This window comes from Metabacillus arenae (assembly GCF_014773385.1).
Taxonomy (GTDB): Bacteria; Bacillota; Bacilli; order Bacillales; family Bacillaceae; genus Metabacillus_D; species Metabacillus_D arenae.
Genome location: NZ_JACXAI010000049.1, coordinates 1 through 23,061 on the forward strand (window position 1 = coordinate 1; position 23,061 = coordinate 23,061).

Annotated in this window: 22 protein-coding genes and 3 pseudogenes; 19 read left to right on the forward strand and 6 right to left on the reverse strand. The window is 38.9% G+C overall.

What is annotated here, in order from left to right; translation table 11 throughout:
• From IC621_RS26710 to ppsA, 11 genes are all read left to right on the forward strand, one after another.
• On the forward strand, positions 1–214 hold a 214-nt coding region (locus IC621_RS26710), incomplete at its 5' end, for a hypothetical protein (protein ID WP_224752776.1).
• Positions 215–383: 169 nt separating this feature from the next.
• On the forward strand, positions 384–599 hold the full coding sequence (locus tag IC621_RS23945; protein WP_191162223.1) for a hypothetical protein: 216 nt from the start codon (positions 384–386) through the stop codon (positions 597–599).
• Between the two features lie 32 nt (positions 600–631).
• Positions 632–1,147: a DinB family protein gene (locus tag IC621_RS23950; protein ID WP_191162225.1), complete on the forward strand. Its 516-nt coding sequence runs from the start codon at positions 632–634 to the stop codon at positions 1,145–1,147.
• Positions 1,148–1,392: 245 nt separating this feature from the next.
• Positions 1,393–1,965 (forward strand): dihydrofolate reductase family protein, encoded by a 573-nt coding sequence (locus tag IC621_RS23955; RefSeq protein WP_191162227.1) that lies wholly within the window; start codon positions 1,393–1,395, stop codon positions 1,963–1,965.
• A gap of 222 nt (positions 1,966–2,187) precedes the next feature.
• Positions 2,188–2,940 (forward strand): GNAT family N-acetyltransferase, encoded by a 753-nt coding sequence (locus IC621_RS23960; RefSeq protein ID WP_191162229.1) that lies wholly within the window; start codon positions 2,188–2,190, stop codon positions 2,938–2,940.
• Between the two features lie 808 nt (positions 2,941–3,748).
• The gene (locus tag IC621_RS23965) at positions 3,749–5,791 is read left to right on the forward strand and encodes a transporter substrate-binding domain-containing protein (protein ID WP_191162231.1); all 2,043 of its coding nucleotides are present in this window, start codon (positions 3,749–3,751) and stop codon (positions 5,789–5,791) included.
• A 1-nt stretch (position 5,792) separates the two neighbouring features.
• Positions 5,793–7,181 carry a sigma-54-dependent transcriptional regulator gene (locus IC621_RS23970; RefSeq protein WP_191162233.1) on the forward strand — a complete coding sequence of 463 codons (1,389 nt, stop codon included), beginning with the start codon at positions 5,793–5,795 and terminating at the stop codon, positions 7,179–7,181.
• A gap of 150 nt (positions 7,182–7,331) precedes the next feature.
• Positions 7,332–8,339 (forward strand): TAXI family TRAP transporter solute-binding subunit, encoded by a 1,008-nt coding sequence (locus IC621_RS23975; protein ID WP_191162235.1) that lies wholly within the window; start codon positions 7,332–7,334, stop codon positions 8,337–8,339.
• Between the two features lie 546 nt (positions 8,340–8,885).
• Positions 8,886–10,154 carry an Nramp family divalent metal transporter gene (locus IC621_RS23980; RefSeq protein ID WP_191162237.1) on the forward strand — a complete coding sequence of 423 codons (1,269 nt, stop codon included), beginning with the start codon at positions 8,886–8,888 and terminating at the stop codon, positions 10,152–10,154.
• A gap of 430 nt (positions 10,155–10,584) precedes the next feature.
• On the forward strand, positions 10,585–10,947 hold the full coding sequence (locus IC621_RS23985) for an MmcQ/YjbR family DNA-binding protein (RefSeq protein ID WP_191162239.1): 363 nt from the start codon (positions 10,585–10,587) through the stop codon (positions 10,945–10,947).
• A 523-nt stretch (positions 10,948–11,470) separates the two neighbouring features.
• Complete coding sequence (ppsA, locus tag IC621_RS23990; protein ID WP_191162241.1) at positions 11,471–14,071, forward strand: phosphoenolpyruvate synthase; 2,601 nt, start codon at positions 11,471–11,473, stop codon at positions 14,069–14,071.
• A gap of 121 nt (positions 14,072–14,192) precedes the next feature.
• Here ppsA and IC621_RS23995 read toward each other — a convergent pair whose 3' ends face one another.
• Entirely contained in the window at positions 14,193–14,543 is a 351-nt protein-coding gene (locus IC621_RS23995; protein ID WP_224752777.1) for a putative quinol monooxygenase, read from the reverse strand.
• Between the two features lie 78 nt (positions 14,544–14,621).
• A complete protein-coding gene (locus IC621_RS24000) occupies positions 14,622–15,632 on the reverse strand; it encodes an NADP-dependent oxidoreductase (RefSeq protein ID WP_191162243.1) in 1,011 nt (336 codons plus the stop codon).
• A gap of 119 nt (positions 15,633–15,751) precedes the next feature.
• On the opposite strand from IC621_RS24000, the gene IC621_RS24005 reads away from it, so the two are divergent.
• Both IC621_RS24005 and IC621_RS24010 read left to right on the forward strand, forming a co-directional pair.
• Complete coding sequence (locus IC621_RS24005; RefSeq protein ID WP_191162245.1) at positions 15,752–16,324, forward strand: TetR/AcrR family transcriptional regulator; 573 nt, start codon at positions 15,752–15,754, stop codon at positions 16,322–16,324.
• Positions 16,288–16,560, forward strand: a pseudogene (locus IC621_RS24010) (transposase domain-containing protein); the annotation flags it as partial. The gene IC621_RS24005 and the pseudogene IC621_RS24010, both read left to right, overlap by 37 nt.
• Positions 16,561–16,990: 430 nt before the next feature.
• On the opposite strand, the gene IC621_RS24015 reads toward IC621_RS24010, so the two are convergent.
• Positions 16,991–17,407: a MarR family winged helix-turn-helix transcriptional regulator gene (locus tag IC621_RS24015; RefSeq protein ID WP_191162248.1), complete on the reverse strand. Its 417-nt coding sequence runs from the start codon at positions 17,405–17,407 to the stop codon at positions 16,991–16,993.
• 160 nt (positions 17,408–17,567) lie between these two features.
• Here IC621_RS24015 and IC621_RS24020 point away from each other — a divergent pair, with 160 nt between their 5' ends.
• From IC621_RS24020 to IC621_RS24040, 5 genes are all read left to right on the forward strand, one after another.
• Positions 17,568–18,614, forward strand: a complete 1,047-nt coding sequence (locus IC621_RS24020) for an NADH:flavin oxidoreductase/NADH oxidase (protein WP_191162250.1) — start codon at positions 17,568–17,570, stop codon at positions 18,612–18,614.
• An 85-nt stretch (positions 18,615–18,699) separates the two neighbouring features.
• On the forward strand, positions 18,700–19,014 hold the full coding sequence (locus IC621_RS24025; RefSeq protein ID WP_191162252.1) for an ArsR/SmtB family transcription factor: 315 nt from the start codon (positions 18,700–18,702) through the stop codon (positions 19,012–19,014).
• A gap of 79 nt (positions 19,015–19,093) precedes the next feature.
• Positions 19,094–19,522 (forward strand): DMT family transporter, encoded by a 429-nt coding sequence (locus IC621_RS24030; protein WP_191162254.1) that lies wholly within the window; start codon positions 19,094–19,096, stop codon positions 19,520–19,522.
• A 13-nt stretch (positions 19,523–19,535) separates the two neighbouring features.
• Positions 19,536–20,015: a DMT family transporter gene (locus IC621_RS24035; protein WP_191162256.1), complete on the forward strand. Its 480-nt coding sequence runs from the start codon at positions 19,536–19,538 to the stop codon at positions 20,013–20,015.
• Between the two features lie 698 nt (positions 20,016–20,713).
• On the forward strand, positions 20,714–21,193 hold the full coding sequence (locus IC621_RS24040; protein ID WP_191162258.1) for an SRPBCC family protein: 480 nt from the start codon (positions 20,714–20,716) through the stop codon (positions 21,191–21,193).
• 245 nt (positions 21,194–21,438) lie between these two features.
• On the opposite strand, the gene IC621_RS24045 is transcribed toward IC621_RS24040, so the two are convergent.
• The 3 genes and pseudogenes from IC621_RS24045 to IC621_RS24055 form a co-directional block, all read right to left on the reverse strand.
• The gene (locus IC621_RS24045) at positions 21,439–21,720 is read right to left on the reverse strand and encodes a hypothetical protein (protein ID WP_191162260.1); all 282 of its coding nucleotides are present in this window, start codon (positions 21,718–21,720) and stop codon (positions 21,439–21,441) included.
• 9 nt (positions 21,721–21,729) lie between these two features.
• Entirely contained in the window at positions 21,730–22,119 is a 390-nt protein-coding gene (locus tag IC621_RS24050) for a hypothetical protein (RefSeq protein ID WP_191162262.1), read from the reverse strand.
• Positions 22,120–22,132: 13 nt separating this feature from the next.
• Positions 22,133–22,423, reverse strand: a pseudogene (locus tag IC621_RS24055) (DUF2089 family protein); the annotation flags it as partial.
• A gap of 1 nt (position 22,424) precedes the next feature.
• Between IC621_RS24055 and IC621_RS24060 the strand changes: the two are divergent.
• A pseudogene (locus IC621_RS24060) lies at positions 22,425–22,936 on the forward strand (IS6 family transposase); the annotation flags it as partial.
• Positions 22,937–23,061: the final 125 nt, after the last annotated feature.

Sequence of the window (23,061 nt, forward strand, 5' to 3'; positions counted from 1 at the left end):
GCTTAAGGTCTTTCAGATGACTTCAGTCTTAGTTAACGACTTTAGTCGTCGACATTTATGTCAAAATCCACCTGCTTTAGCAGGTGGTCGTTTAAGCAAATTTACCCTCTCCCGTTCTTTTTTGTCAGACTGCCCCAAATTCCTAAAAAGTAATTTAGCCACCAAATTAAACATAATAAATAATTTTCTCATATATCACCTCAAAACCCAATAAATTCTATGTCTCTTTCAATCTATTGACGATCTAGTATTTATAATTGTTTCACCTTTTTTCAGTTTTTTTATAAATAATTGCCTAACTTTAACCTCCTAGCTTCGGTTAGGCTTTTTTCTTCACATGATCGAACTTTTGTTCGTGTAATATAACATAGAGGTGATCGCGAATGAAATATCATATAATGTTAACGCGTAAAGTTGATCTAAGAAGGATTGACGCTCTTTTTGTTGAAGTTACTGCACGAACGAAGCAGGTTAGTGGAAAGAACGCTATCCTGGAACAAGGATTGGCGCTCATTTTTCATTTTAGGGCCAGTTTATGGAGGATTTTAACAGGTTTTTTTAGAGTAATAGGGATTATGAAGTCTTTTGGTGAATATTAAATGTTAATCTATAAAAGATGGAGGTTGTTGCGATGTTGAAACTGTTTCAATATAACTGGCAAGTTCGTGATGATTGGTTTACATTGTGCGAAGACATCCCGGATGAAGAACTATTAAAGAAACGGGTCGGTGGGTTCGGCAGTATCCTACATACCCTATTTCACATAGCAGATGTGGAATATATGTGGATCTTAGGGTTGCGAGGTGAACCAGTGCCTGAGGAGCCATTGTTTGAGAATTATGCCAGCTTACAAAAAGTGAAAAATCTTTCAGCTCAATACCATGAGAAAGTGAAGCCATTTGTGACATCTTGGACAAATGAAATGGATTCTCGGAAACTTTCAGAAACTGATTTCAATGAAGAACCGATTAGCTCTAGAGACGCACCAATCAGGCGCCGAGTCATTGAATGTACACACGGAGAGATCATACGTCATGTCATTGTCCACGAAATCCACCATATCGGCCAGTTATCTATATGGGCACGTGAAATAGGAAAGGAGCCTGTTTCCGCAAATCTGAGAGGAAGAGGGCTATTCGATAATTAGGCTGCCTTTGCCAATTTCACAATCGGGCGCTTTCCTGCAGTAAGGATTGCGTCTTTTTTGCTTTAAAGGGCCTTCTTAAATAACTAATTGAGTAAATAATGGAAATTTGTGATGATTGTTATTAAGTTAAAGGGCAGGTTTAATAACATCAGTAATTTTATTCAGAAATAAATGCTGTAAATATTGAAAATATAAAAACCTTTGAGTGAGAAACAATATTTAAATGATTAAAGGGAGGAAGAATTATGTCCAATAACGTAAGACCAAGAAGAATAATTTTAGATTTAGCAGTTTCTTTAGATGGTTTTATTGAAGGGAAAAATGGGGAAGTTGATTGGTGCATCATGGACTCTGAGATGGGGTTTATTTATTTTTTAAATCAAATTGATACGATTTTATATGGAAGAAAAAGCTACGATTTATGGGGACAATTTACTCCAGAAATGGAAGATACTGATCCTGAAAAAGAAATTTGGGATTTAGTTCATAGTAAAGACAAATATGTGTTTTCCAGAACGCAAAAAGGGACTGATAGTAAAGCAATATTCATAAATAATAATATTCTTGAAGAAGTAAATAAATTAAAGAATAAGCCTGGTAAAGACATCTGGCTATATGGTGGAGCAAGTCTTATGACAACTTTTATCAATTTAGGACTTGTTGATGAATTTAGATTATCTGTTCACCCTGTTATTTTGGGAGAAGGAAAACCGTTGTTTATTGATATAAAACAGAGGTTGAATTTAAAAATGGTTAATACAAGAACGTTCTCATCTGGCGTTGTGCAATTAATCTATCATTTGAATGAGAATGAATAATATTTCCCATTCCAAAGATAAAATACAATAAATATCATTAGGAAATACTCGATAGTAATTGTCACTTCTTCAGCAATCAGGCACATTTCATAAGTAATGAGATGTGCCTTTTAGTATTATTCGATAAAAGGAAAATAGTAATATTTAATTGTATAAAAACATGTTATTATGAATAATTATACAGTTTGATTTATAATATAAAATTTAAAAAGGAGTAGCAGAATGTCTAATAGTGCCCTGATACAAAAATTAGAAGAATTATCAATGAATGCTTTACCAGCACTTCAAACTCTAATGTATGATGGATGGATATTACGTTTTTCAGAAGGATATACAAAAAGAGCAAATTCAATCAATCCTATTTATTCCTCAAATGAAGATATGAAAAGAAAGATAGAGAATAATGAAAAAATGTATCGAGAAAACAATTTAAGGGTTGTTTATAAAATGACACCACTAGTTGGTGGTTTAAGCAATTTAGATAGCGTTCTTGAAAAGAATGAATATACTCTTGAGGGTGAAACAAGTGTTCAATTGTTGCCAATATTTGAAATCGATAAAACAGCAGCAACAAATGTTGTTATTTATTATAATTTGCATGAAAATTGGTTTCATAATTTCTGTATTTTAAACAATATAAGTGAAAAACATCAACTAACACTAAAGAAAATGCTAGAAAATATTGTTTCTGCCTCTTGCTTTATTTTGTTAATTGATTATGATTCAGTCGTAGCTTGTGGACTGGGTGTTTTAGAAGATGAATACATAGGCTTATTTGATATTGTATCGCATGAAAAATATAGGAACCAAGGCTATGGAGCCGAAGTAATTAGACATTTGATCCATTGGGGTAAAGAAAATGGGGCTAAGAATGCCTATCTACAAGTTGAATTAAACAATATTCCTGCATTAAACCTTTATTCTAAATTAGGATTTAAAGAACAATACAGATATTGGTATAGAATTAAAGAATAAAAGTGTGATCACTCGTAATCGGCTGCAATTCTGTAGCAGGAATTGTGCTTTTTCTTTATATATTTGGCCATATTCTTTCATAAGAGATATACATTATTTTTGAGTCCTGCTAAACAATTTGTAACAGGTGAATCAAGAGAAGACGGAGTATCTATTGGTGACAAACTTATACATATGGGATAACGCACTTCCCTGGAATTCATCAGGGAGAATACTTGAAGCTCTAAATAAACAAATCATCGATCGTGGTAAGTTGCCAAAACGATATATGGAAGTAGAAAGGCTGCATAGAATTCGTCCCGAATTCTATAAAAACTTAAGGGTTGTTATGTTTATACTGAGATTAATAAAAACTCAAAAAGTTATTTCTCCAGTCAGAAATCCTATAAATATATGGTTGCTAAAACAATGGCTATATATAAAGTAAAATCTTATTAAGTAAAAGAATAGGAAATAAGCGTTTATGAAACTTACAAATTAGGCCGACAATAAGTAAAACGTTAAGAGCAAGGGGGAAGCGTCAGGAAAATGGGGATTTTAAGATGTATATTTCCGAACAGGGAGGGATCATTTCGTAACATACTAAAGTTGATTTAATGGAGAAATTAAGATGAAAAAAGGTAAAATAAAGTTTATATGGCGGTTTATTATATCTCAGAGAATGAACCCTAAATGGCTAACGAATTCCTTTTTTCTTTTCCTGAACAAATACTAAAGGGGAAGTCCTGACCGTTAAGTATCGTCAAAGGTAAATCATTAACTATGTTTCAATAATAGCAGTATTCTAAAAAGGAGATAGCTGTACTTTATGTATTTACAACTTCGTTTATTCTGTTTTTTTCTGTATTTGATTTTGCTTGTCTCCTCTAATCCTGTATCTGCATCTGTAGAAATGGAGGATCGAACAGCAGGGAAGTCCGATCATTTACAAGATAAAAAAGTATATCGCATCGCAGGCGAAAAACATCTTGCTCCTTTTTCTTATATCAATAATCATGGAGAGTTCACCGGTTTTAGCATTGATCTTCTTGATCATATTGCAGAAGAAGAGAATGTGGAGTTTGAATATATTCCGATGGATCTTTATCAAGCGACACGTGCGCTGCAAGAGGGGAAAATCAATGCCATTATGGGGTTGAAATACTCGGCAGATCAAAATCAAATCTTTCAGTTTTCTGAGCCGTATTTTACGATGGCGGACGTTGTTATTATTCCAAACCATTTGAAATCCTCCGTTAATTCCTTAGCTGACCTGCGCGGCAAAACCGTTGCAATGCGTGAGGATCCTGTTTCCTTCGAACTGCTGCAAAATGTAAGACAAATTGAATTTCAATTTGCACTGGATCCTGAAGATGCGCTTCACCTTCTGTTTTTAGGACGGGCCGACGCTTTTCTTTCCAACAAGTGGACAGCCGAGTTCTATCTTGAACAATCACAGAAAAAAGGACAGTATGCCGTTCTTGATGATTTTGGGGTACCTTCAGAGTTTGCGGTGGCAACTTGGCCGGGGGATACACAGCTCCTCTCAATGATTAACCATGCCCTTGTTGATATGAAGGCCAGTGGCGAATATCAAAGGTTATACACCAAATGGTTTGCCCCTTCTGACGAGCGGCTGAAGGAAATGCAGAATTGGATTACCGTACTTCTTGTTATGATTGGATTGACGTTTGGTAGTTTATTAGTCATTTATATTTGGAGTAAGCGGTTGAAGAAAGAAGTGGAGAAGCGGACATCCGCTCTTGCCGATGCAAACAGGAAGCTGGAGGTTCAGCAACACGCAATTTCACAGGCTCATGCATTTAAGACACAGATTATTGACCATATGTTCTCCGGGGTTCTGACTTTTGACCAATCTCTCAAGCTTACAAGCCTGAACCAGCGGGCGAAGGAAATGCTTTGCCTTACAGAGGTAGAGTCTGTTCAAACAACAGAAATTCATAAACATCCGCTTATCCGCCAAATTTTTCAAACGTATGAAACGGCAAAGCATAAAAAAAGCGGACCGTTTCTGTTTACGGAAGAAATTGAATATAAACAAGATGGCGAGCTTCACTTTGTATTATATCGAGTGATCCCACTTTATGAAGAGCGGGATCAAAAGAATGGATATTTAATTACGCTTGCGGACCGTTCTGAAGAACGAATGCTTGAGAAAAAGCTTGCGACTCAGGAAAAGATGCGGGCTCTCGGGCAGCTTGTAGCGGGTGTTGCACATGAGGTTCGCAACCCGCTTACATCAGTAAAAACTTTTATTGATTTGCTGCCGAGGAAATATGAAGATCCCGCCTTCCGGAAAGAATTGCTTAAACATGTACCGGAAGCGCTTAAAAGAATGAATCATATTGTGGAGAGTTTACTTGATTATGCACGCCCTAAATATCCCCAAAAAATAACTTTTGATTTAGAGTCGTTCATCCACTCCCTCGTGGCCATCATAGAGCCTACTTTGAAAAAACAGGGAGTCCGCTTACGTTTGGAAATCGAGCCTAGTATGCAGCTGTATAGTGATCCGGATCAAATAAAACAAGTTATGCTGAATCTTATGTTAAATGCGCTTGATGCGATGGAAACCAGTGCCGAAAAAAAGCTGTCTATCCGAGCTGAAGTAGAAAACGGAACGGGCTTTATCCATGTTGAAGATACAGGCAGCGGTATGGAAAAGGAGGAGCTTCCTCACATCCTAGAACCGTTTTATACAACGAAAAAACATGGAGTAGGTCTTGGTTTATCGTTATGCTACCAATGGATACAAGAAAATAACGGGGAAATGAACGTTGAAACGAAAAAAGGGTGCGGGACTACCTTTACTCTCAATTTGCCTGTAGCTAAAGAAAAAGGAGATAAATAACATGAAGCCAACTGTCCTCATCGTAGATGATGAACCTGCTATCGGTTCATCTCTCCGATTCGCTCTAGAAACCGACTATGAAGTGACCGCCATCACGCACGTCCTAGAAGCTTATGATCTTCTTGGCAGACGGCAAATACATGTTGTTTTGCTGGACTGGCGGCTCGGTGAATATAACGGGCTGGAAGTGCTGACTAAAATTAAAGAGATCCAGCCGCAAACATCGGTCATTATGATGACTGCCTATGGGACGATCGAGTCTTCTGTTGAGGCTATCAAGAGGGGCGCCTACCATTACATCACAAAACCGCTTGATATTGACGAGCTGCAAATTTTAATTGAAAAAACATTAGAACATCAGGAGCTACATAACAAAATTCGTAAATTGAACGAAACGATTGAGAAAATCAAAGGATATGACCAAATGATCGGCAAAAGCATGGTTATGAGGCAAGTTTTTTCTATCATTGATAAAGTGAAAGATATTGATTCAAGCGTGCTTGTTTTCGGTGAAAGTGGAACAGGGAAAGAGCTTGTAGCTCGAGGCATTCATAGGCAGGGAAAGAGAGCAAATGGGCCATTTATTTCTGTTAATTGTGCCGCCATTCCGGAAGCACTTCTTGAAAGTGAACTGTTTGGCTTTGTGAAAGGTGCTTTTACAGGTGCTGTACGCAGTCAAAACGGCAAAGTGGCGGCCGCTGACAGAGGCACACTTTTTCTAGACGAGATTGGAGAGATGCCACATTCCCTGCAGGCAAAAATGCTTCGCGTTTTACAGGAAAAAGAAATAACTCCGCTTGGTACAACGGAAGCGAAAAAGGTTGATGTCCGTATTATTAGCGCTACGAATAAAGGGTTGCTGCGCATGGTAGAAGAAGGTTCCTTCCGTGAAGACTTATATTTCCGTCTGAATGTCATTCCGATTGAATTGCCGCCGCTGCGTGAACGGAAAGAAGATATAGCACTTCTCATCCCATATTTCCTAAAAAAATATTCTGAAGAAATGCAGCGACCACTCCATTCTCTTTCGCCAGAAGCATTTAAAGTGCTGCTGACATATGACTATCCTGGAAATATAAGACAGCTGGGCAATATACTTGAATATGCTGTTGCAATGGCCAAAGACAGCATAATCTCGGCCAAAGACTTGCCAATCGTAGTGCAAAATGAGCACGGAGACCACTCGCCAATTCCTGCTGATTACATGCCGGAGAAGAAGATCATTGAAATTCCATTTAACTCTACTATGAAAGAAGCAGAGCAGTTGATTATTGAGTCTGTACTTGCACAATGCGGGGGAAATCGAAGAAAAACCGCTGGTATGCTCGGCATTAGCGAACGAAATCTCCGTAATAAACTTCATCTTTACCGTCAAGATCAACAAGAGTAGGCAAAAAATGCCGGGTAGGAATGTTTTGCCGGTCTTATGCGGCATTTTTTGCCGCCTATCCCTCTGTTTCTATTAATTAGTATGAATTTTATAACTGGCATGAAAATTGCATATTAATAATGTAAGCTCTAATAAAATAGGAGTGCAGATATGAAAAAATACACAGGATTGGCGTTTGTTTTATGTTTATTGCTTATCGTGTCTGTGGGGTGTAGAAATCAAGCTTCTTCTGACGAAGAGAGTGAAAGCGGTTCCGAATATGAAGGGCAAGTTACTGAAAAACCACTCACTATTTTGACTGGAGGAACATCCGGAATTTACTTCCAGATTGGTAATGCCATTGCCAAAATTTATGGAGAGAAGCTGGATGCCCAGGCAAGCGTGCAGACAACCGGGGCTTCTGCAGAAAATACCGTCAAAATTTCACAGAAAAAAGCGGAGCTCGGATTTGCAATGGCTGATATTGTGGCAGACGCTTATAGCGGGGAAGGAAACTTTGCTAAGGCAGGAGCGCTCTCCAACGTAAGAGCTGTTGCTTCGCTGTATCCAAACTATATGCAGATTGTAGCGCCTAAGTCGGTAAAAGTTCATACACTACAAGACTTGAAAGGAAAAGATATTGCTATCGGAGAGATGGGCAGCGGTACAGAAATTATGGCAAAGCGGATTCTGGATGCGGTCGGTATCACATATGACGAGATTAACGCGGACTTCCTGTCTTTTTCAGAAAGTATCGAAAGTATTAAAAACGGTACAACAGACGTAGCTTTTCTCTCTTCCGGTTATCCAAATTTGGATATTATGGAATTAGCTATAACCGACGAAGTTGAAATTATTCCGGTACCGAAAGAACTTATAGAGGAATTAAAGAAAAAGTATCCGACTTTTGATATTGGAACAATTCCAGCTAACACATATAATGGTGTAAAGGAGGACAGGGAAACGGTAATGGTTAATAGCCTCCTGATTACAAATAAAGATATGCCGGAAGAAGAAGTTTATGAACTGACAAAAACATTATTTGATAATCTGGAAGATCTACGAAATGCACACAGCTCGGCCAAGAAAATCGAACTGGAAAAAGCCACCCAAAAACTGCCGCTGCCATTACATCGTGGAGCTGAAAAATATTATAAAGAAAAAGGGGTTCTAAAATAAAAGGAAAAGATACATATTACAAGGAAGGGGTAGATTATCTCGCTTGTAATATTGGTGCTACTACCTTTATCATGGCAGCAACATTGGGTTTGTCTAGACTGGTAGTATCTCTATGGCCAAGTTTGATAGATTTTTTGTACTAGAACCAAAATTCCAAAACGTTTAAATACCAGTATTTTCCAAATGATTAGAAATTCCTATTTTATACTTAAGAATAAAACTAAAATGGGTACAAGCATAAAAGAATGGATTTAAATGCTTTTTTGTTTCAAAAAGTTAGGAACTTTTTAATTAAGCCTAAATAGTAAGAAATTAGCTATTGATAAAGAAGTAGCCGAAGAAAAATACGATTTCACACAAATTAACTTATTTTGGCAAATTTTTAGATTCTATTAACTAATAAAAACGAAATCTTGCTGATAACTGGTATGATCTTGGTGGATTTCCAGAAACAGATTCTAGTGATTCTGCTGGTCTATAAGGGAAAATGGATTTTAACACCAAAAATTTGAAAGCGATATCAACATGAATACAAAGGAGTTTACAATGAAAGAAGAAAAACAAATACAGACACAAATTGAGGGAAATCTAGGGGCGAAAAAAGCTTCTATTATCGGACCAGGATTGATCGTTGCCGCTACCGGAGTAGGTGCAGGTGATTTAGTTGCTGCACTTGTGGCAGGTACAAATTATGGATTAGTATTTCTTTGGGCGATTCTAATAGGTTCCATTCTTAAATTTACTTTAAATGAAGGCGTTGGTCGTTGGCATTTAACAAGTGGTAAAACCATATTAGAAGGATGGCATCTTATGGGGAAATGGGCAACAGGTTATTTTGGTGTTTATTCAGTCATTTGGGGCTTTGTTTATGGTGCTGCAGGTACAGCTTCATGTGCGCTGGCAATGGCGGCATTATTTCCTCAACTTTCTTTAACTCAATGGGCAATCATTCATGGATTATTAGGATTTATATTAGTATGGTGGGGAAAATATAAAACGTTTGAAAAGGTCATGAACGGTTTAATTGGAATGATGTTTATTACAGTTGTTGGATCTGCTATCCTAGTTATCCCGCAACTAAGTGATGTTTGGGGCACCGCTTTACCAACACTTCCAGAGGGTTCATTGGTATATGCTCTCGGTTTAATTGGCGGAGTAGGTGGTTCACTAACGATGGCTTCTTATGGATATTGGTTACAAGAGAATAAATGGAAGGGACCTTCATTTATTCGTGCCGTTCGCTATGATTCTGCGATTGCATATATTGTTACTGCGTTGTTTACGATCTCACTCCTTGTGTTAGGTGCGGGATTACTATATGGAACGAATGTGAATATTAGCGGGGAAAAAGGATTGATCGAATTTGCTTCAATCTTAGGTAACGAACTACATCCATCTGTTCGATATTTATTCTTAATTGGATTTTGGTCAGCTTCATTTACTTCTGTACTTGGAGTATGGAATGGCGTTCCTTATTTATTTGCTGATTTTATTAGAACGATTCGTCATCAAGACATTAGTAAAGATGATTTAAGTAAAACAAAGGCCTATCGTTTCTATGTATTATGGTTAACATTTCCTCCAATGCTGTTGCATTTCATGGGAAAACCTGTTGGGTTAATCATTGCATATGGTGCATTAGGAGCTATTTTTATGCCCTTCATGGCAATCACTTTGCTTTATTTACTAAACAAGAAAAAATATGTTGGTACGATTGATCGTCATCAGTGGTTATCTAATATTGGACTAGGTGTTAGTATTTTATTATTTATTATTTTAACGGTTAATGAATTAAAACATATATTTTTTGGTTAATCGGTAGAAAAATGATCGTATGTGATGAACGACTTCCTTATAGACGAATCCAACAAAGGGGCTGTCCAGAAAGTCAGTGAAAACTGATTTTCTGGAGTCCCTTTTTATTCTTTATCAAAAAAACTGCCTACATTGTGTTGATTGACAATAAAGTCGTTAAAATACAAATAAAGTAATTTAATAATGCCAATTAGGTTGTTCAATAAAATGCCAGATTGTTTAATAGAAAAGCAATTGGTTAAGTAAAATAGGAGTTATATTTTATCAAATGAGAAATAACAACAGGTTTCAAAGTCAACACCTTCATCTTGAATGTATGTTATGCCAGTTTGTTAAAAATCCTATATTTATATGCGCAATACAAAATTAATAGATAAGGTAAGTCTTTGCATACCTGTATCAGTGAGTGCCAAGGAGGAATTATTCAGATATGATAACAAGAGAAGAAATCTTTAAACACGTCAAAGAAAACTATGGTACATCGCCTGATTATCCATTTCAAAAATTCCCAAACTATGCCGCCTTAAGACATGAATCTAACAAAAAATGGTATGCTCTTATAATGAATGTTCTCCCTGAAAAATTAGGTCTAGATGGAAATAAGGAAATAGATGTTTTGAATTTAAAATGTCCCCCCGAAATAAGTGACAGTTTAAGAAATGGAACAAATATTTTATCTGGATATCATATGGATAAAGAAAATTGGATTTCACTTGTTTTAGATCGTACCGATCCAGAGGGAGAAATTTATAACTTAATTGAGCAAAGTTTTTATTTAACCAAGAAAAAATAAAGAGTTGTTTCAATAAAGGTTACATGACCTGTGCCGCAATAGGGCGCTTTAAAGGGGTAACGAAAAAAGCCCAATTTCTTAATATTAATACAAAGAAATTGGGCTTTTTAATATTGGAATTTCTTAACGTTGTAAATCTGTATTTTCCTGACGCTGCATGAAATGATTGGATAGTTGGATATCATTTTTTGTGAGTCATTTGTCTTGTGAAAAGGGGTTTTTCTTCCTATGAATTTGCAACAATTATGGTCGTGTATATACATTGATAAAAATGAGAAACTATGGTAAATTTATATGGATACACTAATATATTATTTTTTGTATAAATTATCCCTATTATAATTATACATTATAGAATCCTTTGCAGTCAACCCCTATTTTTATTTTTTTAAAGGAGTGTTTGATAGGAACATGGAACTTTGCCAGGAGCGAGAACGAGTGGACAGCGTAATTGGTTGATCAGATAAACAATTTTTGTCATATGATTCGTCTAGGTAATGAGCGATAAATGGGAGGGAAAGAAATGAAACCATATGTACTAGCGTTTCGGGAGATCGATAAAACGAGACAAATGTTGGTCGGTGGCAAAGGGATGAATTTGGGGGAACTATCGAAGATTCATAGAATACAAGTGCCAGAAGGATTTTGCGTTACCACTGAGGCATATAAAAGAGTCATTGGGAAAAATGAGGAGCTTCATCAATTACTGGATCAACTAACACTGCTAAAAGTAGAGGATCGAGATCAAATTGGTGAAATCAGCAGGAAGATTCGGAAAATCATTATGGAAGTAGAGATTCCTTCCGATGTTGCGTGCGCTGTTGCTCACTATCTCTCCCGGTTTGGCGATGATCATGCTTATGCAGTGCGTTCCAGTGCAACTGCTGAAGATTTACCACATGCCTCTTTTGCCGGTCAGCAAGACACCTATTTAAATATCATCGGAAAAGAAGCCATTTTGCGGCACATCAGCAAATGTTGGGCTTCCCTATTTACGGATCGCGCAGTAATTTACCGAATTCAAAACGGATTTGATCACAGCCAATTGTATTTATCCGTTATCATTCAACGGATGGTGTTCCCACAGGCTTCAGGAATTTTATTTACTGCTGATCCGATTACTTCCAATCGAAAGCTGCTATCTATCGATGCTAGCTTTGGACTAGGAGAGGCCCTTGTCTCCGGCTTGGTATCTGCCGATTGCTATAAGGTCCATGAAGATAAAATCGTCGATATGATGATAGCAGCCAAAAAATTGGCTATATATGGACGAAAAGAAGGCGGAACAGAGACACAGCAGATCGATCCGGATCAGCAAAAGACTCAAACACTTACTGAACAACAAATTTTACAACTGGCACGCATCGGAAGACAGATCGAAGCTTATTTTGGTTGCCCCCAGGACATCGAATGGTGTTTGGTTGATGATACATTTTATATTGTCCAGAGTCGTCCAATCACTACTTTATACCCCATCCCTGAAGCAAATGATCAGGAAAATCACGTTTATGTATCTGTCGGTCACCAACAAATGATGACCGACCCCATGAAACCATTGGGATTATCTTTTTGGCTGTTAACGACTCCTGCACCCATGCGTAAAGCTGGCGGTAGGTTGTTTGTTGATGTCACACATCAACTGGCTTCGCCTGAAAGTAGAAACATTTTATTAAATGCTATGGGACAACACGATCCGCTCATGAAAGACGCACTAATGAACATCATTGAGCGTGGAGATTTTATAAAATCGTTACCAAATGATAGTAAAGCACCGAGTCCCAGCAGAGGCAATACAGATATGTCGGAACAAATTGAAAACAATCCATCATTCGTTTCTGATTTGATTAATCGCAGCCAAACATCCATAGAAGAGTTAAAACAAAACATTCAAACGAAAATACGATCAGATTTATTTGATTTTATTCTAGAAGATATACAGGAATTAAAGAAGATTTTATTTGACCCACAAAGTTCAGCTGTATTTATGGCTGCTATAAATGCTTCATCATGGATCAATGAAAAAATGAACGAGTGGTTAGGTGAAAAAAACGCGGCGGACACGCTTTCTCAATCTGTACCAAACAATATTACTTCGGAAATGGGGCTGGCACTGTTGGATGTCGCAGATGTGATTCGTCCTTATCCAGAAGTAATTGCTTATTTACAACATGTAAAAAATGATAACTTTTTGGATGAACTGGTTAATTTTCATGGTGGACAGGGTGCTAGAGATGCCTTCAATGCTTTTCTCAATAAATACGGAATGCGATGTCCCGGAGAAATCGATATCACGAAAACTCGTTGGAGTGAAAAACCTATTACACTTGTCCCTATGATTCTTGGTAATATCAAAAACTTTGAAGCCAATGCTGGCAAGCGCAAATTCGAGCAAGGGCGACAAGAAGCTTTGGAAAAGGAACATGAGTTATTGGATCGATTGAAACAATTACCGGATGGTGACCCAAAAACCAAAGAAACAAAACGAATGATTGACCTAATTCGAAATTTCATCGGTTATCGAGAATATCCAAAATACGGCATGATTAATCGCTACTTCGTTTATAAACAGGCTTTACTGAAAGAAGCCGAACAACTCATACAAGTGGGCATTATTCACGAAAAAGAAGATATATACTATCTCACCTTCGAAGAATTTCGCGAAGTCGTACGCACAAATAAGCTGGATTACCAGATCATCAGCAAACGAAAAGACGAGTACAAATTATATGAAAAACTAGCTCCCCCACGTGTTATCACGTCTGATGGTGAAATCATTGCAGGTAAGTACAAACGAGAAAATCTCCCAGCTGAAGCTATTGTAGGTCTACCGGTTTCTTCCGGAGTTATAGAGGGCAGAGCACGCGTCATCTTAAAGATGGAAAATGCAAATCTAGAAGATGGAGATATCTTAGTCACAGCCTTTACTGACCCTAGCTGGACACCATTGTTTGTATCCATAAAAGGTCTCGTCACCGAAGTTGGCGGACTGATGACCCATGGAGCGGTTATTGCCCGTGAATATGGATTGCCAGCAGTTGTCGGTGTAGAAAATGCCACCAAGCTGATCAAGGATGGACAAAGGATCAGGGTGAATGGAGCAGAAGGGTATATAGAAATACTATAATTCATTACCAGTGACAAATAGGGCTACTGTCCGCGATTGGATAACAAGAGGCGAATGAAGGGAGACCTTCACGATCTGTTCCGTGAGAGACTAGAGGATACCCCCGGTCTACTTACCTCTTTTACTCCATGAACGAGCGTTCGTTCAAGGCATCGTATTTTAGAATGTCCATTCTCATCCTGTTTCCCCACTTTTTTAAAAACGGCGCCGTTTCATGTCTTTCAACATGGGCCGTCAGCGATTCTTGATCTTGCCACCGCTGGACAGTCAGCATGCGTCCGGCGCGCGCATCTTCCAAAGTAAAGGCATAAAAGAGGCCTCCCTTTTCAGCTCTCGTGCTGGAAGCGACGGCCTGAACGTCTGCGGTGAACTCATCCACATCAGACGGATTCAGGTGAACGTAACCCATGAGTATAATCATTTTTTTCATCCTTTTTCTCTTAATGAAGTTAGCAAACTCTTCAAAGCTCATTCACAGTCCTCGCTTATGGAACGTTGCAAAGTTTTGCGACGTTCCACGAGGAGTGCAATGATCAATCGAGCTGTCGCCTCAAACGACCGTGAGCACGATCTTGCCTTGGTTGTGCCCACCGGCGGCTCGTTCATGCGCCTTACGAGCATCTGCAAGTGGGAACGTGCTGTCGATGGCGACGCGAACCGTCCCGGCATCAAGCAAGCGCCCTAATTCCGCTAGCTGCGGGCCGTTCGAGCGCACTTGGGTCGTTGAAACTGTAACGCCCAGCTTTGTGGCTTCCTCAGCGTCGGAGAAACCTAGGAACACCGGGAACAAAGCGCCGCCACGCTTGAGTGTACGCAGGAAACGATCGGTTGTTGGACCGCCGAAGGTATCGAGGACGAGATCAACGTCATGCGCGACGTCCTCGGGAGGGCTCTTGGTGTAGTCGATGAATTCGTCGGCACCGAGCTCATGCAGGAACGACTCATGCTTGCCTGATGCCACCGCGATGACGTGCGCACCCTTCCATTTAGCTAGCTGCACCGTTAAATGCCCCACGCCGCCCGCGGCACCATTGACGAGCACCGTCTTGCCGTTGAGCCGTACCGGGCGATGCATCTCCGGTTGAAACGGATTCGCTTCATTGTGCCCCAGATCGATCAGGAACTGCCATCCGGTGAGACCTGCCATCGGCGCTCCTGCGGCGTGCACGTGATCGATGCCAGCCGGTTTGAGTGCAAGATCGGACGCTGGCGCGATGACGTACTCGGCATAAGCAGCGCTCTCTCCCATGCTAGGAAAGCGAACCATGCCGAAAACTTCATCGCCGATGGAGAAGCCTTGCACATCCGTGGCTACCGCCTCGACGACGCCCGACACGTCCGACCCCAGAATGAAGGGAAAGGACACCGCCGGCTGCCACTCAGGAGGCAGATCCTTATACCCCTCGCGCAGGTACCAGTCGGGGGGATTGATGCCAACCGCGTGAACGCGGACAAGCACCTCACCTTGCTTCAGCTCGGGGAGCGGCGCCTCCTCGTAACGCAGTACCTCTGGGCCGCCGAAATTATGCAGACGAATCGCCTTCATTGTATCTGTAGACATCTTGCTTTCTCCTTTCATGCAAATGAGTTATACTTACCAGGGCAGTGCTCCACATAAGAGGATCACTGTTCCGTTTACGATTATACGGAGCGTCGCTCCGATTGTCAAGGAGGAATTCTATGCGAGCTGATGCAAAGAAAAACTATGAGCACATACTCGCAGTCGCGAACGTCGTTGTAACCGAGCAGGGCGTCGATGCATCGCTGCGCGAAATCGCTCGCAGAGCTGGTGTCGGGCTCGGCACACTGTATCGTCATTTCCCGACGAGAGAGGCGCTGCTCGAAGCTTTGCTCCGCTCAAGCTTCGACGAGTTTACGACAAAGGCACGTGAGCTCGAAACTGCGAGTTCGCCCGATGATGCACTCGTGTCGTGGCTGCGCGACGTCGTTGCATTCACGGGCAACTATCAAGGTGTTGTGGACGCAATGATGGCAGCCAAGGAGGACACGGAGTCCGCACTCCACGCTTCGTGCGTCACCATGCGCACGGCAGGCACGCGACTTCTCGCTCGTGCTCAGACCGAGGGTCTGGCACGTACCGACATGGATGGTGATGATCTGTTCTCGCTAGCTGCTGCGCTTGCATGGCTCAGCAACCAGCCCTCGTCCGCGCCACGAGCTGAGCATCTCTTCAGTATTATCGCGAGCGCGATCTTAACGAATCGAGCGAGCGGTCCATCAAGCCATTTGTAATCGGGCGAAAGAACTGGCTGTTCGCCAACACACCGGGCGGCGCAAAAGCGAGTGCGACGATCTATAGCGTAATCGAGACAGCGAAGGAGAACGGGCTGCGTCCATACAACGACTTGAATTACCTCTTCGAGCAGTTGCCGCAGCTCTCCGGTCCGCTGGATGCCGAAATGCTGGAATTGTTCCTGCCCTGGTCAGCCTCGCTCCCCGCCGATTGTCGGATGAAGCAGGATCTATAGAAGTATGTCCCAAGTCCGCTCACGCTGCTAGGTGGGGGCTATCTGACACTCACCACAAACTAAGCGGCTCCACAACACTGAAAAATTCAGCGTACAAAAAAAGCAGCTCTGGACATTTGCCTGAAGCTGCGTTGACCGATGTGTTTTCCCGACAAGGGCACCTGTTATCTTTTTCATTACATATTTTTACGGCTTGATGATAGGTCCAAATATCTCATTCTAGATACGGAAACAAACGGCTTAGATTAAGACTCCGAAATTGTAGCCGGCCACATCCGAAGGCTTAGTGTATATTTATGCGAATTTACAACGTTAAGGAAATACAATATTAAAGAGTCCAATTTCTCAGTATTAAAATTGAGAAATTGGACTTTTTCCTTACTTCATAAAAGCGTCCTTTAATAGAATAAAGTAATCAGTATTAGCCGCCTTATTCAACTAGCCTTTTAATATTTTGTATATCCTTCTCGCTTATTCGAGATCCTAAGCTATCATTAATCAGCATTTGCATTTCTTGAATAAATTGTTCTCCTTTTTTCATGAGAAAGATATCAACAGATCGTTTATCAATTGCATCCGTTTGGCGTTCAACTAACGACTCGCCTCGATGTTGTTCCAGTCTTGTAATTAAGCGTGATAGAGCACTATGACTAAGACCCACTTTTGGAACTAAATCTGATAACCTCATCTTCTTTTGTTCTGATTGTGCCAAGTAATACATAAGGTAAAATTCTTTAATTCCTAATTGGAATTGATCCTGAAGTGTATAATCCATTGCTTTCAGTATACGGTCGTGATATTTCGTCAGATTAATCCAAGTATTAAACAACTCATTATTATTATTCATGATAATAATCCTTTCAAGCCCTATTTATTGACATCATTATAACACAAGTTATAATATATGCATGCGCAAACAAATAGTTATTCGATGTTTCCCATTCTAAATTCTAGGCATCATAATTATATGTATGTGCAAACAAACAAAAGAAAAGGAGTTTTCCGTTATGAGTCGTTTATTCAGTTCATATACAATTAAAAATCTAACGTTGAAAAATCGTATTGTTATGTCACCGATGTGTCAGTATTCAGTCTCAAAAGAAGATGGTATCCCAAACGATTGGCACTTTGTTCACTATGTCTCAAGAGCGATCGGAGGAACAGGTCTCATTATTATGGAAATGACTAGTGTTACCCCCGAGGGGCGTATAACAAATGGCGATCTTGGTCTTTGGTCAGATGAACAAGTACCACATTACCAACGACTTGTTAATGAAATAAAAAAGTACGACACCAAGGTTGGAATTCAAATTGCTCATGCAGGCAGAAAAGCAGAAGATGCCGATCAACCTGTAGGAGCTTCCGATATACCTGTAGAAGTATTACCAGAGGAAACAATTAATGGTGAACTTAAACCCCCAAGAGCTTTAACAAATCAAGAAGTGAAAGAAACCGTTCAGCAATTTAAACACGCTGCTGAAAGAGCAATAAAAGCAGGTTTTGATACAATCGAATTGCATGGAGCTCATGGTTATCTCTTGCATCAGTTTATATCACCAAGCATCAACAATCGTACAGATGAGTATGGAAAAGACCTAGCGCTTTTCGGAGAAGAAGTTATTAAAGCGGTCAAAAGTGTAATGCCAGAAGATATGCCACTAATCATGCGATTGTCTGCCATTGAATATATAGATGGGGGCTATGACATACCACACTCCATTGATATGGCAAAACGTTTTAAAAAAGCTGGTGTAGATGTTTTTCACGTTTCAAGTGGTGGGGAAGGACCTCCCGGAGAACGCAAACCACAAAACACACCGGGTTATCAGGTGCCCTTTGCACGTGAGTTTAAAAAACAATTAGACCTTCCAGTTATCGCTGTTGGTAAATTAAGTAGCCCAGAACTGGCAGAAGCAACCATTTCAAATGGAGATGCAGAACTTGTAGCTATTGCAAGAGGTATGCTTAATGATCCTTATTGGAGTTTGCACGCAGAGAAGAGATTAACTCATAAAGTAAACCCACCTTTTCAATATTCAAGAGGAATAAGATAAGAAATAAGTTTCACTCCATTTTTTTCACTATGTTTGTTCTTTCTCTACTTGACATATCGAGAAATCTAGATATACAATTATACTCATGGAACCTATTAATGTATTCAAGGCGTTATCCAACGAAACACGACTGAATATTCTAGAGTGGTTAAAGGAACCCGAGAAGCATTTCCCAAAACAAGGCGCTCACCTGCCAAAGGGGGTAAGTTCCAAAGGTGGAGTATGTGTTGGGGATATTCAAGAAAAAGCCAAAGTTTCTCAATCTACCGTTTCTAGCTACTTAACCATGATGCAAAAAGCTGGTCTGCTTGAATCGATTCGTCATGGTCAATGGACTTACTACAGGCGTAATGAAGAATTTATTCAACAGTTAGCTAAATATTTTAAAACAGAGATCTAATTTTTTTGGGTTTCTGTTTTTTTACAGGTTACATCTGTTTTTCTAGATATATAATTATACTAAAAAGGAGATTTTATCTATGCGTTTTATATCTTATTTACTAGCCCTATTGGCTGGAGCAGCACTTAGCTTTGAAGGAGCTATCTATGCTGAATTAGGAAAAACAATTGGACAAATAGAAACAAGTTTTTATAATTTCTTTATGGGTTCAATAATCATGGGGCTGTTATGGCTCTTTTTTGGAAAAGGTAAGCTTTCCTATACATTTGAAGCACCTAAATGGTCATTACTTGGAGGTGTCTTGGGTGTTGTTTATATAACCTCAATTGTTGTAAGTGTCCCATTTGTTGGTGTTGGCATAACAATGGTTGCTGTAATTATCGGACAATTAGTAATGAGTATGATTATTGAACATTTTGGTTGGCTTGGTAGTATGAAAACCAGGATTAATAAGGAGAAGATTTTTGCAGTTATTTCAATGATTATCGCACTTATTTTAATAAACTAGGAGGTCTATAATTATGGCTTTATTTATGATTCTATTTACATTGATTGGCGGTATCACATTAAGCGCACAATCATCTATCAATGGAACATTTAGTCGAAAAGCTGGAACAATTGAAACAACATTTTTAACCTTTCTCACTGGAACAATGTTTCTTACCATTTTCATTTTATTTTTTGCTAGTGGAAATGTATTTGCACTTCTAGAAGCACCTAAATGGCAATTAAGTGCAGCATTTTTGGGCACTTTGTATTTACTTCTGAGTGTGATGGCAGTTATTAGAATTGGGGTTATCGCAACTAGTATTGCTGGTATAGCTGGTCAACTTGTAATTGGTGTAATTATTGATCATTTTGGATGGTTCAATAGTTTAGTCATAGAATTAGATATGAAACGTGCCTTCGCATTACTATTTATGATTATCGCACTTTATTTTATCTATAAAGGGAATAAACGCTCTAATAAAGAAGCTTCTTTACGAGAGAATTTACTATAGCTTACATTGAAATTCAAGGGGGCTGTCTAATAAGTTGATTTTTCGGCTATTGGATGCCCCTTTACATGTTTCAGAAAGCTGGTATATTAACATTCTTGAATTTCAATTATTAATGAATTTGCTCTTTTCGGACAGCCTCTTGTTCTAATCCCTCTATCGGCCAAATTTATATTCCTTATTAAGACAACTGATTAGCATTAGTTTAAGTGCTTTTTTTCACTAACTCATACCGATTATAAATATTAGTTATCCAATTTTGTTCAGAATCATTATTATATTTCATTGCATTCTCACCATATCTGTTCAACCCAAGCACCATGATTTACACCACCCCATCGGGTAGGTTTTCGTCAGCCGGACTGTTGCGGTAAATTCTCGCACCTATTAGGCTGGGAACATATTAATTTACTAGGAGAATACCATTTTAATTCAGAGAAAGCGATTTCATTAGATTCTTTAAGACCACTAAAACTTACTTAACGTTGTTAAAATCGGGGGAATCGTCAAGAAAATCAGCTTAGCGTTATAAATCGTTAAAATGTTGGCGGAACCCCTTTTAGTTATATAAATATTTGGTACTATAAAAGCATGAAAACAAATATGAGTATTTTTGATGTTTTTTTGAGTCTAATTTGTTTATTTGAATTTGTGGTGAATAGCAAGACTTGAAGGATATAAAAGTAAGGGAGGATGATATGATGAATCAATTTGGAACATTACATGAATCAAATGGTCGTTATGCTCTAAGATTTAAACGCTTTTTCTCTTATAAACCCGAAGAAGTTTTTCGTGTCATTACGGATCCTAGTTACTTCTCCCAATGGTACCCTTTCTCAACGGGGGAGATGGACCTCAGATCAGGAGGTAAGATTGCCTTCGATGACGGTGAAGGTTCGACATATGAAGGTATTATAACTGAATTAAAAAAACCACATACCTTTGAGTTCCGTGAAGTTGATGATTTGATACAAATCTCATTACTAGAAGAGGATGAAGGATGCCAAATGGTCTTCACCCACACTTTCGACGATAAGGAAATGGCAATGTATACTGCTGCAGGATGGCATAGATGTTTGGATGTACTTCACCAGATAGTCAACGGACATCCAGTTGAATGGAAAGATAATTCAGTTGAGTTAAGGGAATTTTATCGGGAAGCATTTGATCGAATTAGTTAAATATTATGGAAATAATCCTTTAAAGACTATCAATGGTATGGTATAGGAATTCTCCACCAGTGCTTATTCCAAATAAGGGCGCTATTATTAAGTAAACAAAGCCTAATTTTCTCGGTATTGTAAGCTAGAAATTAGGCTTTTTATTATTTGGCTTTTCTTAAGGTAGCAACACGGTTTCCTGATGCTGCCCCTATACAAGAGTTAAATAAAAAGCCGGTCAGTGACCCGGTGTATTCTATAAAAAATTATAGTCTAACCTTAACCTCAGTACCGTCCTTAGCTTTGACATCTATTAGCACGATCCCTCTATGATTTTTCAGTTCCTTGACGATAGGCTTTAGCGTTTCTGTGTCTATCAGTGGAAAGGTAAAGTCCAGTTTTTTTCTTTCGAAGTGCTCTTTTGTCCATTTGTTTGCGTTTTGATGAAAAAATTTTGAAGACAAAATTGAAATACCAATGTTTAAAATAGCATATGGAATTGGGATGGTGAACCAAACGTCTTTTGTTTTTACTTTTAAAAGCAACATAAGCAAATCCTATTCAATAATGACAGAAACGGTATCTCCGTTTGCCGACTTAACATCAACAATTTGACCATCCAATTCGTTTTCGATTGCATCAATAATAAGGTTTATATCTATATCCTTTACATATTTATCTGATTGAGGAATACTCGCTGCGATACTGTGTCCAGCCATTAATACTACCTTGACAAGTTTTATGGGCAAATTGACCGTGACGTTATCATTTTCAGCTGATACAACACGAATTTTTAATGTTTTATCTAAATATTCAGTCGATTTTTCTGATAGCTTACTTCCGGCTTCTTCTTTTTCTTTTAATATTTGAATCAGTTCTGATCCCTTATCTGTATCAATTTTCCCTTCTTGCACCATCATTAGTACTCTTGCAATTTCCTCTTTCATGGTAAATTCCTCCCTATTCATCTTTCAACAGCTTAATGGCTTCTTCTGAAGTGATTTCGCCATTTTCCAACATGGTAACAACCTTTTTCTCGTCTACTTCACTTTTCTTCTTCTGCACATATCCAAGTGATGAAATTATGTCTGTTAGCTTGCCTCGGACAGTTGGATATGAAATTCCCAACTCCTTTTCAACTTCTTTGATATTCCCTCTGCATGTTAAAAATACTTCCACAAAATGAAGCTGATCCTTTGATAATGACGCCAGCTTGGATAATTCAAACTCATTTTCCATAGTCGTGCGACATATGCGTTGGGTTCATCAATATGGACCGGAATTAGATGAAAGAGTACGAAGTCATCTTAAGCCAACAAATGACTCTTGGAGAGTCGATGAAACGTATATCAAAGTAAAAGATCAATGGGTGTATTTATATCGGCAGTCGATTCAGAAGGGAATACCATTGATTTTTATTTAAGTGAATCAAGAGATAAACAAGCAGCCAATCGCTTTTTCAAGAAAGCCTTGGCTACTTCTTATGTTTGTAAACCTCGTGTCATTACAGTGGATAAAAATCCAGCCTATCCTGTAGCGATTCAAGAGTTAAAAGAAGAGAAACGTATGCCTGAAGACATACAAATAGGGCAAGTTAAATATCTCAATAATATTGTAGAACAGGATCATCGTTATATAAAGAAGCGAGTTCGTTCGATGTTAGGATTGAAATCATTTCGTACAGCCATTTACATACTAAGTGGTATAGAAGCCATGCATATGATGAAAAAGAAGCAGGTTCATCAAGGGGTGAAGTCTGCCTAAAATCAAAAAGAATTCATCCATAAATTGTTTGGATTAGCTTCATAAGTTAGCAATTTAAAGAAAACTCACACTCTATGTTTCTAACGATTGATTTTTGCACCAGAACCCTATAGTTGTCTTCGTAC

What these genes read in the sequence shown, in the direction of transcription:
- IC621_RS24045 (WP_191162260.1), bottom strand. Translation starts at nt 21,720, where the DNA reads ATGTTGCTTTTAAAAGTAAAAACAAAAGACGTTTGGTTCACCATCCCA.
- IC621_RS24035 (WP_191162256.1), top strand. Translation starts at nt 19,536, where the DNA reads ATGGCTTTATTTATGATTCTATTTACATTGATTGGCGGTATCACATTA.
- IC621_RS24050 (WP_191162262.1), bottom strand. Translation starts at nt 22,119, where the DNA reads ATGAAAGAGGAAATTGCAAGAGTACTAATGATGGTGCAAGAAGGGAAA.
- IC621_RS23985 (WP_191162239.1), top strand. Translation starts at nt 10,585, where the DNA reads ATGATAACAAGAGAAGAAATCTTTAAACACGTCAAAGAAAACTATGGT.
- ppsA (WP_191162241.1), top strand. Translation starts at nt 11,471, where the DNA reads ATGAAACCATATGTACTAGCGTTTCGGGAGATCGATAAAACGAGACAA.
- IC621_RS24005 (WP_191162245.1), top strand. Translation starts at nt 15,752, where the DNA reads ATGCGAGCTGATGCAAAGAAAAACTATGAGCACATACTCGCAGTCGCG.
- IC621_RS24020 (WP_191162250.1), top strand. Translation starts at nt 17,568, where the DNA reads ATGAGTCGTTTATTCAGTTCATATACAATTAAAAATCTAACGTTGAAA.
- IC621_RS24000 (WP_191162243.1), bottom strand. Translation starts at nt 15,632, where the DNA reads ATGTCTACAGATACAATGAAGGCGATTCGTCTGCATAATTTCGGCGGC.
- IC621_RS23965 (WP_191162231.1), top strand. Translation starts at nt 3,749, where the DNA reads ATGTATTTACAACTTCGTTTATTCTGTTTTTTTCTGTATTTGATTTTG.
- IC621_RS24025 (WP_191162252.1), top strand. Translation starts at nt 18,700, where the DNA reads ATGGAACCTATTAATGTATTCAAGGCGTTATCCAACGAAACACGACTG.
- IC621_RS23955 (WP_191162227.1), top strand. Translation starts at nt 1,393, where the DNA reads ATGTCCAATAACGTAAGACCAAGAAGAATAATTTTAGATTTAGCAGTT.
- IC621_RS23975 (WP_191162235.1), top strand. Translation starts at nt 7,332, where the DNA reads ATGAAAAAATACACAGGATTGGCGTTTGTTTTATGTTTATTGCTTATC.
- IC621_RS23995 (WP_224752777.1), bottom strand. Translation starts at nt 14,543, where the DNA reads ATGAGCTTTGAAGAGTTTGCTAACTTCATTAAGAGAAAAAGGATGAAA.
- IC621_RS24015 (WP_191162248.1), bottom strand. Translation starts at nt 17,407, where the DNA reads ATGAATAATAATAATGAGTTGTTTAATACTTGGATTAATCTGACGAAA.
- IC621_RS23945 (WP_191162223.1), top strand. Translation starts at nt 384, where the DNA reads ATGAAATATCATATAATGTTAACGCGTAAAGTTGATCTAAGAAGGATT.
- IC621_RS23960 (WP_191162229.1), top strand. Translation starts at nt 2,188, where the DNA reads ATGTCTAATAGTGCCCTGATACAAAAATTAGAAGAATTATCAATGAAT.
- IC621_RS23980 (WP_191162237.1), top strand. Translation starts at nt 8,886, where the DNA reads ATGAAAGAAGAAAAACAAATACAGACACAAATTGAGGGAAATCTAGGG.
- IC621_RS24030 (WP_191162254.1), top strand. Translation starts at nt 19,094, where the DNA reads ATGCGTTTTATATCTTATTTACTAGCCCTATTGGCTGGAGCAGCACTT.
- IC621_RS23950 (WP_191162225.1), top strand. Translation starts at nt 632, where the DNA reads ATGTTGAAACTGTTTCAATATAACTGGCAAGTTCGTGATGATTGGTTT.
- IC621_RS24040 (WP_191162258.1), top strand. Translation starts at nt 20,714, where the DNA reads ATGAATCAATTTGGAACATTACATGAATCAAATGGTCGTTATGCTCTA.
- IC621_RS23970 (WP_191162233.1), top strand. Translation starts at nt 5,793, where the DNA reads ATGAAGCCAACTGTCCTCATCGTAGATGATGAACCTGCTATCGGTTCA.